Source organism: Rhodanobacter sp. A1T4 (genome assembly GCF_014207185.1).
GTDB lineage: Bacteria > Pseudomonadota > Gammaproteobacteria > Xanthomonadales > Rhodanobacteraceae > Rhodanobacter.
In genome coordinates, this window is sequence record NZ_JACHCP010000001.1 from 558,232 (window position 1) to 572,527 (window position 14,296).

Genomic DNA, 14,296 nt, shown 5'->3' on the forward strand with positions numbered 1-14,296 from the left:
ACACGGTCATGCTCTCTATCGAACAGACCCTTACCGAGCGGTTGCCCTGGCTCGCGTTGCACCCCAGAATTCGCCGCCCGATGGCAGACATGCTCGGGCGACTGGCCGACGAGGACGGTTTCAATCGGGTTCTCGACAAAGTCGGTGCCGCCGAAGGTTTTGATTTCGTCGAGCGTGTGCTGGATATGCTCGGCACCAGTTATCACGTGAGCCCGCGCGAGCGCGAAAATATTCCGGTGGATGGTGGCTTGCTGGTAGTGGCCAATCATCCGCTGGGTATGCAGGACGCACTGGCGGTGCTGCAATTGGTGGGCTCGGTGCGCAGCGATGTGCGCATCCTCGGCAATGACTGGTTAGCCGTTGTTCCGCAACTGAAAAAATTGCTGTTGCCGGTCGATGTTTTCGGCAAGGGGGCGACATCTCGACTGCGCGGCATTTATCGCGCGCTCGATGAAGGTCAGGCGCTGATTGTATTTCCTGCCGGCGAAGTATCGCGAGTGCGTGCTGGCGGCGTACGTGATGGCCGCTGGTCGGATGGGTTCGCGAAGCTGGCGATGCGCCGCAAGGTGCCGGTATTACCGATCCACGTCGCTGCACGCAATTCGGCGATGTTCTATGGCTTGTCGATGCTGGCCAAGCCACTGAGTACCGCCATGCTGCCGCGCGAAGCGGTGGCCGCGGGTAGTCGGCGCATCGGATTCAGTATCGGCGCGCTGGTTAGCGTCGACGAGCTGGAGCTGCGCAGCGGCGGCTCATCCGAGCAAGCTGCGAAACTGATGCGTCGGCATGTGTATCGCGTCGGCCAGCATCGCGGGTTGATCTTTGGCGGTCAGGTACCGCTGGCGCATCCGGAGCCGGTGGATCAAGTCGCTGCCGAATTGATGCGGTCGGAAAAGCTCGCCGAGCTTGCCGATGGCAAACAGGCGTGGTTGTTCAAGGGCGCACTCAACAGTGCGGTGATGCGTGAAATCGGCCGGTTGCGCGAACTGACGTTTCGCAAGGTTGGCGAGGGCACCGGTACGCGTCGTGATCTGGATGCCTACGATCCGCATTACGAGCATCTGGTGCTGTGGGATACCAGGGCGCTGCGCATCGTCGGCTCTTATCGCTTCGGTCACGGTGGCCGATTGTTGGCCGAGCGCGGCATGGCCGGGCTGTATACATCCAGCCTGTTCCATTATTCGCCGGCGCTGGAGTCACGCCTGACGCAGGGACTGGAGTTGGGCCGCAGCTTCGTGGCACCGGCTTACTGGCGATCGCGCGCGCTCGATCAGTTATGGCAAGGCATCGGGCTCTACCTTCAACGCCATCCGGATCTGCGTTACATGTTCGGCCCGGTCAGCATGTCGGTCAGCATGCCGCGCGAAGCGCGCGAGTGGATTGTGGCCGCGCATCGGCATTATTTTGGTGCGCCAGGCCTGGCCGAGGCACGTCAGCCGTTTGTCATCTCGACCGATGTCACTCAAGGCGTGCAGCAGGCGTTGCACGGCCTCGATGCATCGGCTGGTCTGGGCAAGCTCAAACATCATCTGGATGCGCTTGGCGTCAGCCTGCCGGTGCTGTATCGCCAATACGTCGATCTGGTCGACGCCGATGGCGTGCAGTTTCTCGATTTCGGCGAGGACCCCGGTTTTTCCGGATGCGTCGACGGTCTGGTCATGTTGGATCTGGCCAGACTCAAGCCCGCCAAGCGGGTGCGCTACTTGGGCAAGACGGCCTAGCTATTCGCCGCGCAGTGAGTGTCCGCATTCGCTGATCAATAGCCGAGTCTTACGCTCAACCTGAGTCGCTTTCAGCAAGTTCATGCGAAACCCGCCGACGCATTACGTGATGCGTCAGTCTTGATTTGACTTTGTCAAAGCCTCGACGCGGTCGGCGCTTGCCTGCGGCAGCAGAAATAGCGGATAGCGAATCCGCAATATATTGCGATCATAAGCGGACTGAAAGTTTTGTAAAGACGTTGTAAAGTTTGCATGTGATTATGGCGTGATTGCACTTTTAAAGATTCTGGGGAACGTTGTTACGAGCTTCAAGAAAATGCGCAATCGCTGGGGTGATGCCAGACGAATACGTTTTTAACTGCGCAAATTCAGCATGGCGAGTGACGCGTGTTTTTGTGAGAAATGGGCAATCGCTGGCAACGGTCATCGCGCGATTCACGCCCCGCACCAACTAATTCATGACTCAATAGGGATAAATTCAATGAAGCGAAACCACCTTTCCGCAGCGATTGCGCTTGCCTGTTTCATGACTGCTGGCGCTGTGATGGCGCAAACAGCCACTGATCAGGCTGCAAACACGGATACCACCACCCAGTCCGCGCAGCGCGTCGGTGTCTCCAGCACGTCGAACACCACAACGTCCAACGACACCAAGCGTGTGCAGCAATTGTCGGCGGTGCAGGTGGAGGGGAAATCTCTGTCGCTTGGTGGTGGCTTGATGTCGGTGCAGACAGCGCCGAAGGCTGTTTCGACGATTACCCGTGATGCCATCGTTCATGCGGCGCCAGGCGCCACGTTCGTGCAGTTGATCGACAGCATTCCGGGCGTCAATGCGTCCACTGACGACTTCAGTGGTCTTGCCAATGGCAACTACAGCATTCGCGGCTTCACCAGTGACGAAATCGGTACCACCGTCAACGGTGCACCGATCAACGACAGCGGTAACTACAAAATCTATTCGACCGAGTACGGCGACACCGAAAACATCGGCGACATTACCGTGCTGCAGGGTTATCCCGATGTGGATACGCCGATCAGCGGCGCCGCCGGCGGTTCCATCGCCTGGGCCACCATCGACCCGTCGCACAAGGCTGGTCTGGACTTGACGCAGACGTTTGGTAGCAACGATTACCGTCGCACCTTCGTTCGTCTGAATACCGGTGATACCGGCCCCGTGCGCTCGTGGTTGTCCTATTCCAACAACCAGGCCGATATGTGGCGTGGCCCCGGCTACCAGAACGTAACCAAGGTGGATGGCAAATCCATATGGACCATTGATGACAACAACTCCCTATCGGGGTCTTTCCAGTACAACCGTGAATCCAATATCGAGTACGCAAGCCTGACCAAGGCACAGGCTCAGCAGAACTATCACCAGAACTATGACGCGACGCTGCTGACGGCGACCGACACCAACTTCTACAAGTTGCATACCAATCCTTTCAGCAACTGGTTGGTGAGTCTGGACGGTGAGTTCAAGCTGAGTGACAGCCTGCACCTGTCCGTGGTGCCTTACTTCCAGTATGGCAATGGCGGCGCCGGCGGCGGTTCCGTTTTCACAGAATCGACATCGCCGCTCAATTTGTACCAGTACAGCAATCAGGATCTGAACGGCAACGGTGTTGTTGGTGGCAAGAACAACAAGGCCCTGGCGTATTCGATCAGCAACACGTACACCTTGCGCCCCGGCGTCATCGCCAAGTTCAACCAGGACTTCGGCGAGAACAATAGCCTTGAGTACGGCTTCTGGTACGAGCGTCCGCGCCAGGAACAGAGTGAAGCCTTCACCCCGGTGAATCCGACCACAGGTGTGCCCTCCGATATCCAGGGGTTGACCGACCTGATTCGCTACCCGAATGGCAGCATCCAGAAGCTCTACAACGAATACACGACCACGGAAACCCGCAAGGCTTTTGCCACGGACACATGGACGCCGAATGATTTCTGGACATTCACTGCCGGCACGTCTTTCCTGTCAGAAAAGCGCACTGGTTTTGACTATGAGTATCCGGGCTCGGTGCGAAGTGGCTACACGCAATACGGTGTCGACGATGCCAACGCGACGTATCACAAATGGAGCCCGACGGCGGGTGTGAAGTATCAGCTGAACGAGCAGAACCAATTTTATTTCGGTATCGGCAAAACGTTCCGTGCACCGATCAATGGTGCCATTCTGCAAAACGCCGCCGTGGCGAATGCGCCTGGTCAAACCACGCCGGCCAGCAACCTCGTCAACAAGCCTGAAACCGCAACCACGGCTGATCTTGGCTGGCGCTACTACGACGATAAGTTCTCGGCCAACGTGGATGCCTATGCGTCCAACCTCAATAACAAGCAGATTTCCGGCTTCGATGAAGTTACCTTCGCGACCGTTTACCTGTCCTTGCCCGTAGTCCACAACCGAGGGCTCAATACCGAAGCCAGCTACAAGGTCACGCCGAACTGGACGTTGTACGGTTCCTATACCTATACCAAGTCGACGCTGGAAGCCAACCTCAACACGTCCGGTGACGGTATCTACAACACCGAGGGTAAGACGCTGCTGAATACGCCGAAAAACATCGGCTACGTTCGCGTCAGCTATAACCAGGGACCGTTCTGGGCAAGCCTGGATGAGAAATATCGTGGTCCGATCTGGGGCGACTGGTCCAACACGCAGAAAGTCGGCGGTTACGCAACGCTCAATTTCAATGCAGGCTGGAACTTCGACGACTTCTCGTCCTTCATCCACAAGCCATACATCAAACTCAACTTGTTCAACATCACGGATCGCCAGGCACTCACCAATGCCAACAACATCAGTGCATTCCTCGCGTCCAATCCGGACAAGATCAAGGACGTGAACGGTACGACGTTGTATGCCTCGGAGCCTTACTACTCGCTGCTGGAAGGTCGTACGTTCTTTGTGACGTTCGGTGCATCGTTCTAAGAGTCAAGTCAACCGCTTGCTGATGCAGTAATCGCACAATGCCCTCGCTAACGCGGGGGCATTGTCGTTTTGGTGGTTCGAATAGCTCTAAACCATTGCGGTACAGCGCAACTGTCCGTTGATCGCCTTTCATCGGCAGATCTTGTTTATTGCTTCAAGGCGGTCAGCCTTTGTTGATGGTGCAGCAGCCTCCGGCGTTGTTCTTGACCGCAATCAATCGACGCGGGATGCTAGGCGGTCGGCTCCGCAATCGGAGTCAGGCTGAGGTGTTCGGCCGTAAAGGAGCGATGTGATGAATACAGTTCAACCCAGTGCCGCGGGTGCAGGAAATACCGTCAGCGCGCGTATTTCGCCGATAGGCGGGCTGGATATTCTTTCCCGTAACGAAGTGGCGCGGTTGCGCGGTGTCAGTGATTCGGGCCTGCATGCGCTGCTGCGTCGTTGTGCTCTGGCGGTGCTGACATCCGGCAGCATCAGCGACGACCCGCGGGCGATTCTGGAGCAGTACCCGGATTTCGACATTCAGGTATTGCAGCAGGATCGCGGCATCAAGATCGAGCTTAGTAACGCGCCCGCGCAATCGTTCGTGGATGGCCAGATCATCCGTGGCATCAACGAATTGCTGGTGGCGGTGGTGCGCGACATCGTCTATGTGTCGACCCAGCTGGAACAGACCGGCGTCGATCTGGACGGTACTGCCGGATTGACCCAGGGCGTGTTCGAGATCCTGCGCAACGCGCGCATCCTGAAGCCGCATGTCGATCCCAACCTGGTGGTCTGCTGGGGCGGCCATTCGATTTCGCGCGAAGAGTACGACTACACCAAGCTGGTGGGTTACCAGCTTGGCCTGCGCGGGCTGGATATCTGCACCGGCTGCGGCCCCGGCGCCATGAAGGGGCCGATGAAGGGCGCGACCATTGCGCATGCCAAGCAGCGTCGCCGGCACAACCGCTATATCGGCATCACCGAGCCAGGCATCATCGCCGCCGAATCGCCCAACCCGATCGTCAACCATCTGGTGATCATGCCGGATATCGAGAAGCGGCTCGAAGCGTTCGTCCGCATGGGCCACGGCATCATCGTGTTTCCTGGTGGCGTCGGTACGGCGGAGGAAATTCTTTATCTGCTGGGTATCCTGTTGCATCCTGACAATGCGGGCGTGCCGTTTCCGCTGGTCTTCACCGGACCGCGCCAGTCGGCCGCGTATTTCGAGCAGATCGACCGTTTCCTGCGACTGGCGCTGGGCGACGAGGTCGCGCAGCACTACCAGATCATCGTGGATGATCCGCCGGCCGTGGCGCGTGCGATGGTCAAGGGCATCGATAAGGTACGCAAGCATCGACTGGATACGAAGGATGCGTTTTTCTTCAATTGGGCGCTGCAGATTCCGTTCGCATTCCAGATTCCGTTTCGTCCCACCCACGAAGCCATGCGCGCGCTGCAGATCCACCGCGATCGACCGCGCCACGAGCTGGCGGCGGATCTGCGCCGCGCCTTTTCCGGCATTGTTGCGGGCAACGTCAAGGAAGAGGGCGTCAAGGCGATTGAGCAGTTCGGCCCGTTCGATATCGATGGCGATGCCGACATCATGCGTGCACTGGACAAGTTGCTGCAGGCATTCGTCGAGCAGCACCGCATGAAGCTGCCGGGCGGGGCCGCTTACGTGCCGTGTTATCACGTGCGCACACCCTGAAAGTATGCGGCGATCCGGTCATCATGGCTTGACAGCTCGCCGCACGATCTACAAACTACGCAGCTCACGCCCGAATAGCTCAGCTGGTTAGAGCACTTGACTGTTAATCAGGGGGTCGCTGGTTCGAGTCCAGCTTCGGGCGCCAAGTACACCAAGGGTTGCGAGAGATCGCAGCCCTTTTTTATGGGCGACCGTAAAATTCACTGTAAAAAGAGTGGCTACTTTGCGACGTTTTCGGCCTCTACATCGTTCTCGATGAGTTCGTAGGTCACCCGGTACCGGGCGATCGCGTATTTCCGCGTGTCTTCGAACATGCCATAACAGTTCGCTGATCACGCAGACTCAGCCGAGTCGAAGTCGTAAAAAAGACCCGCCGAAGCGGGTCCTTATCCATCTGTGCATGCTTGGGGAAGCTTGGCGGGACAGCGATCGCCTCACGGCGACTAGGGGGTGGTCCAGACAGTTTATGCGCGTCGCGAGGGCGCGCCAGTGAACTGATGGCACATGCTCACGCCAGCCGTTTGGCATCTGGCGCTACAAGGTCCACACAGGACAGGCGCAAGCGACGCTGTAACGTCTGCTGGAGCCGACTATCGAGGCAATCTCTAGTTACGCGCGCGGTGCTCGATCGATAGCCGACACAATGGCATCTACCAAGTCATCGACGCCGTAAGGCTTCTGCAGGCATACGGAATAAGGCGGATAGTAGTGCGTGTAATATTTTGGGTCCGCCGAAACCAGAACAATGCCAGCGTGGGGGTGGAGCTCAGCAAAGCGCGCAATGAAATCTGCACCTGTGCCGGTTCTGCGCACTCGAATATCGATGATCAAGACATCCAAATTGCCCTGATCTAGATGGCTTTCCGCGAGAGCGAAGCTGCCGGCCTGGAGCAATGCAATGTTCTTTAATCCGGCTAGCGAGTCCGCGACCGCTGCTGACAACGTAGGATCGCGGTCGATAAAAAGCGCCTTCAGCGGAGCGTCCACCGGCACACCTCATCGCATTATTGTTCCCCGCGCGTATTGTGTATGACGCGCCATATGGCGCTCAAGCCTTCCTCTCGCCAGTTGTCATCTGCACGCTGCGGCGTTGCGACTGGCGACCAGTCGGTTAGCAGATCAGAAGAAAAGGATTTGGTGCGTTAGAGCTGTCGAGGCAAGGCCACAGGATAGATACCGCTAGTCTTACGAAATGACGCGCACTGCATCAGGGGCCTGCGCCGGGCGCCGAGTTGTCAGACGGCCGCGCTTCTTGATGCCTGACGCCTAGATAAAAGCCCACAGCCAATATCGCGATCGTTGCGGCGATCAGGACGAGTTACGCTTGCGCTTCATGGGACAAGTCTACGCGTCCCACATCATGACGAGAGCCCATCAATACCGGTCCTTCCAGAGTGCGCAGTTCGATCAACCTGTTCATCTGGCAACATGAGTTGGCGGCCGGTCGTTTCATGGTGAGCGACGGGACAAACTGACTTGGCGTTGCAGCGCATGCCCGTCTCAATGCAATGACCCAGCCGATGAGGCTCCAGCCAAAACACAAATTGAGCATAAAGATGGCTGATGCGTTTGGATTTCTTCGACTTGTTGCGACAAGCGCGGGCACGAAGTACCAGAACAGACCGATCGCGAAAGCGACCAGTAACATAGCTATTCTCACGATTCCCCCCGGAATCCATCGGAGTTATGCGTCCGACGGTTCGCTGGAATATAACGCTATTTCTTGCGGCTCGTGTGAACCTGTCAGGTTGGCTGGCACTGCAAGCTGGGCAACATCTACGCCGCTTACTTCACCTGCTCAAGCGCTGCTGATTCAACGTGTCAGCAAAACCCTACAAACTTTCGCGTCATCTGCCGATTCACGGAGGTGCGGAGTACGCGCAATCTAGCTACGTCTCGCAAGACCTGCTGATTTGGATGTCAGGCAACGTCGCCGATTGGCGATGTCAGGGCGTAAGGACTAGCGGGGCGCTTATGCAGAGGGAAGCGCAATGGTGCCTAGGGAAGGGCACCATTTTCATGCCCGGAATCAGGTTTCCCTTACAAGACATCAGGCTATCCGCCGCTAGTCCGGTTCGTCGCCACGGCGCAATGTGATGCCATCCTGAGATAAGGCCGCCAGCGAGGTTGTCGCAGATGAGCGTTGTCTTCACCATCAAAGAAGAATCGAACGGGCTGTGGGGCGTCTATCGCGACTGCGAACTGCTGATAAAGCAGCTCACCGCGGCCGCGGCCATCAAGGACGGCCGAGAGCTGGCGCGATTGATTCACGGGCAATCGGGTGAGGCGGTCACCGTTGCACTGGAAACGCCTTATTCGAGCATCTTGCTGGCGCGATACGCCAAGCCTGCACCCATGCTCAAGCTTGTAGCGGCTTGATGGATGCGCCGATCGACCTTGGTAACCTACTGAGCCTCGCGCACTGGTGTGGTCACTTCAGTTGCAGCGAGCGCGATCTGCTCGATGCCATACGAGTCACCCACAGCACCGACGTCGGTACAGTCGGGTTGTATCTGGCCACGCGGTTTGAGTTGGAAGACCTTGAGCCCACTCCAGCAACGGGCTCCGTATGCAGCGTCTATTGACCGGGCTCGACGCTGTCGCATCTCCTGACACATTCGCCGTGCAAGCTCGAACCAGATCACGGGAGATAGCAATGGATGGAACAACGTTTGTGGTGTGCGGTTTTCATCAAGGGCGCAAGCTGAAGCCCCATCACTTCAACACCGAAGCGCAGGCACGCGAGCATGCGGCCCATATGGGGCGTTCGCTGGATTGCGTCGTGCTGACGACCAGCAACACCATATCGCGCGCGTCTATTGATCAAGAGCTCACAGCCAACGCGCCACCCCACCATGATGCGAACACGTCCCGCGATGGTTCATGCTGAAGCTGTAGCTGCCATCGCGGCATTGAGCAGACGCACCGGCAGGCACGGCGCCCGATACGGTGTGCGCCGGCTTATGGACTGAATACCCCTCGCGGTTAACGTAGCTGCCTTGCTCGATGAGCGTGGTCGAGCCATTTGTGACGTTCTGCGCGCTTTGTTGAGGCTGTTGCTGCGCGTCACTCGGTGTGACGAGAAGGCTGTTGAGCCCCATGGCGAGCAGGCATAGGGATAGAGAGAGGCTGATGTGCTTGAACATGTGGATCCCCCCTTTTGTTCGGACAAAGGGATCAATGCAAGAGTGTTGCCAGTGCCTACAAGAAGTCGGGCGTGGCACCTCTGGATAATTTGCCCCTTATGAGTGGGCACCACAGACTTTTGCGCAGCGCGATGTCACTATTGACAGGCAACCAAGGGGACGGGGCAGCGCAGAGGCATCGTGGCTCGACGAGGGTTGAGCGAGCTGACACCTGCGCGACAGAACTCTGTCGAACACAATCCATTGACCAAAAACGATCGCGCAAGGAAGGGCTGTATGTCACGCAAGTGGACGCGTTGGGGACTGCCGTTTGGCCTGTTTCTGTGTGCCGCGATGCATGCCACCTCGGCGATGACTTACAGCGGGCTTATGGCTGGTCTTATATGAAGAGACGAAGGTCATGTAACAAGCAAGGAAGTTGCCTGGCAGTTGGCGTTATCGCAAACGACTTCACGCAGACCCGGCACAGGCATTTACTTTGGGACAAAGAATGAACATGGTTTTCTTTATGCAACTAGCCTCGCTATATCGACGTACGCGCGATTCGTGGTCCCGGGTTCGACGATTCACACTCATCCTGATCTGTTGGTGTTGTTTTGGTTTTTTCCCTTCTGCGTCTCGCGCCCAAAACCTGATTGGCCCACAAGCTGCAGCGTTATCTGCGTGTCAATCAGTGATTTCAGAAGATCAGGCTACCTATGGTGTCAATGACGGTGGCATGCTTGTTGAACCGTGCACTGTATCTAGAGACCCCAGTTTTGGTTATTACGGGTACATATTTCTCTATACAGCTTCCTCGGGACTGTACGACCACTCTTACCTTGATTTCATTGGCTTACCGTCTCAGACCAGCGGCCAAAAGAGCTTGGGACCGCCATGCAATTGTGCTGGCGACCCCATCAACCTTGGGACAGGCAACGAGTATCGCGACGAAAACGATGCATCGCTCGGCGCACTCAGTTTTCACCGCTATTACAACAGCAACGTTAATGTAACTCCTTCCCATATCGGCATGAACTGGCGGCACAGCTTTGATCGGAGCCTCCAATATCTGCAGAACGGAAGCTTCGCCGGTGTAACGATCTTACGCCCCGATGGGCGGGCGCTCTTTTTTACGCTTCAGGGGAGCCAATGGGTCGCCGATCTCGACGTTGCTGATCGTCTGACTGAGCAAACGGATGCGTCTGGCAACCCGAGCGCATGGACCTATTTCGTGGCCGCAACGCGTAATCTGGAAAGCTACGATGCCAACGGCAACCTGGTGTCCATCACCACTCCGGATGGACAGGTTACTACGCTGACTTACAGCACATCCTCCACACCAGCGAGCGTTGCGCCTCGAGCTGGCTTGTTGCTGATGGTGACCGATCCCCGTGGACGTTCGCTGAACTTCACGTATAACACCCAAGGCAACATGACCACCGTGACCATGCCCGACACTGGCGTGCTCACCTATGGCTATGACGGCATCGGTAATCTGAATAAAGTCACCTACCCAGATACGACGTACAAGCAATACGTCTACAACGAAAGTGCACTGACAAGCGGTGTTAGCCAGCCCAACGCGCTCACCGGCGATATCGACGAATCCCAAACACGCCTGACCAGCATTGGTTATGACGCGCAAGGACGCGCGACGATGTCGCGCTTGGGAACCAGCGTCGAACTAACGCAAGTCAGCTACGGTAGCAACGCCGCGACGGTGACCTATCCGACCGGCGCCCAGGCCACGTTGAACTTCGCCACCATCAACAACTCGATACACACCAGCGCGGTCAGTGCGGCTTGCGGATACGACTGCGGTCAACCCAACGCCGCGGCGACTTTCGACACGAACGGCTATCCCGCCTCGACCACTGACTTCAGCGGCAATCTCACCACCACCACTTACGACAACGATGGTTTGCTTCATGTCGAAGTCGACGCCTCTGGGACGTCGATTCAACGGACCATTACCACCGGTTGGGATGATGTGAATCGCGTCCCTCTGACGCGCACGGTTCAGAACGCCAGCGGATCGGCCGTTGCCTCCACGAGCTGGGTCTACAACACGCTCGGTCAGCCGTTGGCCCGCTGCGAGCTTGATCCAACCAATTCTGCCGCCGCCTCCTATACCTGCGCCGCGACCGGGACGGTACCTGCCGGGGTGCGTCGCTGGACCTATACCTACTGCACGGCTGTCAACACAACCCAGTGCCCGCTGATCGGCCTGCTGTTGACCTCGACCGGTCCACGCACCGATCTGAGCCAGACCGCGACCTACAGCTATTACACGACCAGCAGTGCCACGAACTGCGGTACGCCCGGCAGTGCCTGTTACCAAGCGGGCGATCTGTATCAGATCACCGATGCCATCGGTCACGTCACCACCTACGCCTCGTACGACGGCGCGGGTCGCGTGACGCGCATCACCGACCCCAATGGGGTCAACACCGATATGACCTACACGCCGCGCGGCTGGCTGGCCTCGCGCAGCGTCGGCGGATCGACCACGGCGTTCACGTATATGCCCTACGGTGAAGTCCAGACCATCACTGATCCCGATGGCGTCGTGACTACCTACGGTTATGACAGCGCGCACCGTTTGACCGATATCACCGACGCCCAGGGCAACGACCTCCACTACACGCTCGATGCGGCCGGCAACAAGACGGCCGAGCAGATCAGCACGGCTTCCGGCACCGCGGTGCACAGCCTGTCGCGCAGCTACAACGCACTCGGGCAGCTCACGGCGGTGATCGATGGTCTGAGCCAGACCGTCTTCAACGCGGGCTACAGCGACAGCTACGACGCCAACGGCAACCTGACGCACAGCGCCGATGGCCTAAGTATCCAGCGCCAGCAGAGCTACGACGCGCTCAATCGCTTGAAAAGCACCATCGACAATTACAACGGCGCCGATACTGCGACGGCGAACACCACCACGACGACCAGCCAGGATGCGTTAGACCGCATTACCAGCGTCACCGATCCCACAAGCCTAGTGACCAGCTATACCCATGACGGACTCAGCAACCTCACCGCGCTGCAAAGTCCGGATAGTGGCGCCAGTTCATCGACCTTCGACGCAGCCGGCAATGCACTGACCCATACGGATGCTAAGGGCATCGTGGCGACATCCACTTACGACGCGCTCAATCGCAAAACCAGCACCAGCTACATGGACACCACGGCCAATGTCACCTACACCTACGACGAAGCCAATAGCGTCACGGGTTGTACGGCCTCCGCACCTATCGGTCGGTTGACGCGGATGGTGGAGAACGCGGTCAGTACCACCTACTGCTACGACGCGCGCGGCAATGTCATCCAGAAGACGCAGGTGGTCTCGGGGACAACCGACAGCACCTCCTACAGCTACACCGCCGCGGATCGACTGAGTGGCGAGACCGCGCCCGATGGCACGGTGATCAGCTACGCCTTCAACAGCAATGGTCGCATCAGCGGTGTCCAGGTCACACCCAGCGGCAGCACGTCCGCATCGCCCACCGTGGTCAGCAGTGTCACCTGGCTGCCGTTCGGGCCGATCAGCGGCTACACGCTGGGCAATGGCCAAACCGTTACGCGCGCCTACGATGCCAACTACAGGCTCACGGACCTCACAAGTCCCGCTCTGACGCTGCATTTTGGCCGGGATGCGATGGGCGACATCACCGCCCTGGGCAACGCCCCCGGTGCCAATCCCGCCATCGAGAGCTATCAGTACGACCCGCTGTATCACCTCACCAGCGTCACCAATAGCAACGGCGTGCTGGAGAGCTATACCTACAATTCCACCGGCGACCGACTGAGCAAGACCGCCTCCGGTCTGGCGACGGGCGCCTACAGCTATACCAGCGGTACGCATCAACTCGCCAGCATCGGTAGTGCTCCCCGCGCCAACGATGCCAACGGCAACACCACCGGCAGCGTGATAGGCGGCCAGACCTACGGCTTCGCCTACGACTCACGTCAACGCATCGCGCTCGCGCAGGCTAACGGTGCGACGGTCGGCACCTACCTCTACAACGCCCTCGGCCAGCGGGTGTACACATCGGCCGCCAGTCTGCGCTTCGACTACGACCAAGCCGGACACGTCCTCGCCAACTATGGTGCGAGCAGCCGCGACTACATTTGGCTGGGCGATCTGCCGGTGGCCACCGTGGACACCACTGGCACCGGTAGCGTCACGTCTAGCACGGTCAACTATGTGGTGGCTGACCAACTCGCTACGCCCAGAGCCGTGACCAACAGCGCGGGTACGGTCATCTGGTCTTGGGCCTATGCGGGTAACCCCTTTGGTGAGCAGCAACCGATCAGCAGTACCGGCTATGTGTTGAATCTGCGCTTTGCTGGGCAGTACTACGACGTGGAGAGCGGGACGAATTACAACATGTTCCGCACGTATGAGTCGGCGACAGGGCGCTATTTGCAGAGCGATCCGATCGGCTTGGATGGCGGTATCAGCACGTATGCGTATGTGGAAAATGAACCGCTGGATGGCTTCGATCCAATGGGATTAGCCAACAACGGCGGTGAGCGCGGTTGGTCTGGTGGCCCAGGTGGCACCAGCAACCCGGGGAAACACTGGAAGGATGACCCCGCAAATCCGGGATGGGGATGGCAAAAAAATCCTCAAACAGGGAAAAAAACCTATAAGAAGCGCCCGCCTTACGTCTGTCCTCCAAACGACGGCTCTGAAGGCAATGGCCAAAAATTTGATCCGGTGCCGGCAGAAAAAGCGGGCCTAACGGCCCTAGTGGTGGCGGCAATTGTCGCGGCTGCGGCGGCGCTCGCAAATTAAGTCGATACTCAGTGACGAAGGAAT

General features: G+C 58.0%; 7 protein-coding genes and 1 tRNA gene. 6 read left to right on the forward strand and 2 right to left on the reverse strand.

Features of this window, described 5'->3' with window-relative positions; all coding sequences use genetic code 11:
- The first annotated feature begins 8 nt into the window (after positions 1 to 8).
- The 4 genes from HDE80_RS02540 (at position 9) to HDE80_RS02555 (ending at position 6,488) form a co-directional block, all read left to right on the forward strand.
- On the forward strand, positions 9 to 1,721 hold the full coding sequence (locus HDE80_RS02540; RefSeq protein ID WP_184667533.1) for a lysophospholipid acyltransferase family protein: 1,713 nt from the start codon (positions 9 to 11) through the stop codon (positions 1,719 to 1,721).
- Between the two features lie 481 nt (positions 1,722 to 2,202).
- Positions 2,203 to 4,650, forward strand: a complete 2,448-nt coding sequence (locus HDE80_RS02545; RefSeq protein ID WP_184667535.1) for a TonB-dependent receptor — start codon at positions 2,203 to 2,205, stop codon at positions 4,648 to 4,650.
- A gap of 292 nt (positions 4,651 to 4,942) precedes the next feature.
- Positions 4,943 to 6,343 carry a nucleotide 5'-monophosphate nucleosidase PpnN gene (gene ppnN, locus HDE80_RS02550; RefSeq protein WP_184667537.1) on the forward strand — a complete coding sequence of 467 codons (1,401 nt, stop codon included), beginning with the start codon at positions 4,943 to 4,945 and terminating at the stop codon, positions 6,341 to 6,343.
- Between the two features lie 68 nt (positions 6,344 to 6,411).
- A tRNA-Asn gene (locus tag HDE80_RS02555) sits at positions 6,412 to 6,488 on the forward strand.
- 464 nt (positions 6,489 to 6,952) lie between these two features.
- Here HDE80_RS02555 and HDE80_RS02560 read toward each other — a convergent pair.
- Entirely contained in the window at positions 6,953 to 7,330 is a 378-nt protein-coding gene (locus HDE80_RS02560) for a hypothetical protein (protein WP_184667539.1), read from the reverse strand.
- A 1,149-nt stretch (positions 7,331 to 8,479) separates the two neighbouring features.
- Between HDE80_RS02560 and HDE80_RS02570 the strand changes: the two genes are divergently transcribed.
- Positions 8,480 to 8,722: a hypothetical protein gene (locus HDE80_RS02570; RefSeq protein ID WP_184667543.1), complete on the forward strand. Its 243-nt coding sequence runs from the start codon at positions 8,480 to 8,482 to the stop codon at positions 8,720 to 8,722.
- 452 nt (positions 8,723 to 9,174) lie between these two features.
- On the opposite strand, the gene HDE80_RS02575 is transcribed toward HDE80_RS02570, so the two are convergent.
- Positions 9,175 to 9,489, reverse strand: coding sequence for a DUF3761 domain-containing protein (locus HDE80_RS02575; RefSeq protein WP_221437384.1), 315 nt, complete (start codon positions 9,487 to 9,489; stop codon positions 9,175 to 9,177).
- A 1,213-nt stretch (positions 9,490 to 10,702) separates the two neighbouring features.
- Between HDE80_RS02575 and HDE80_RS02580 the strand changes: the two genes are divergently transcribed.
- Positions 10,703 to 14,272 carry an RHS repeat protein gene (locus HDE80_RS02580; protein ID WP_184667544.1) on the forward strand — a complete coding sequence of 1,190 codons (3,570 nt, stop codon included), beginning with the start codon at positions 10,703 to 10,705 and terminating at the stop codon, positions 14,270 to 14,272.
- The last annotated feature ends 24 nt before the right edge of the window (positions 14,273 to 14,296 follow it).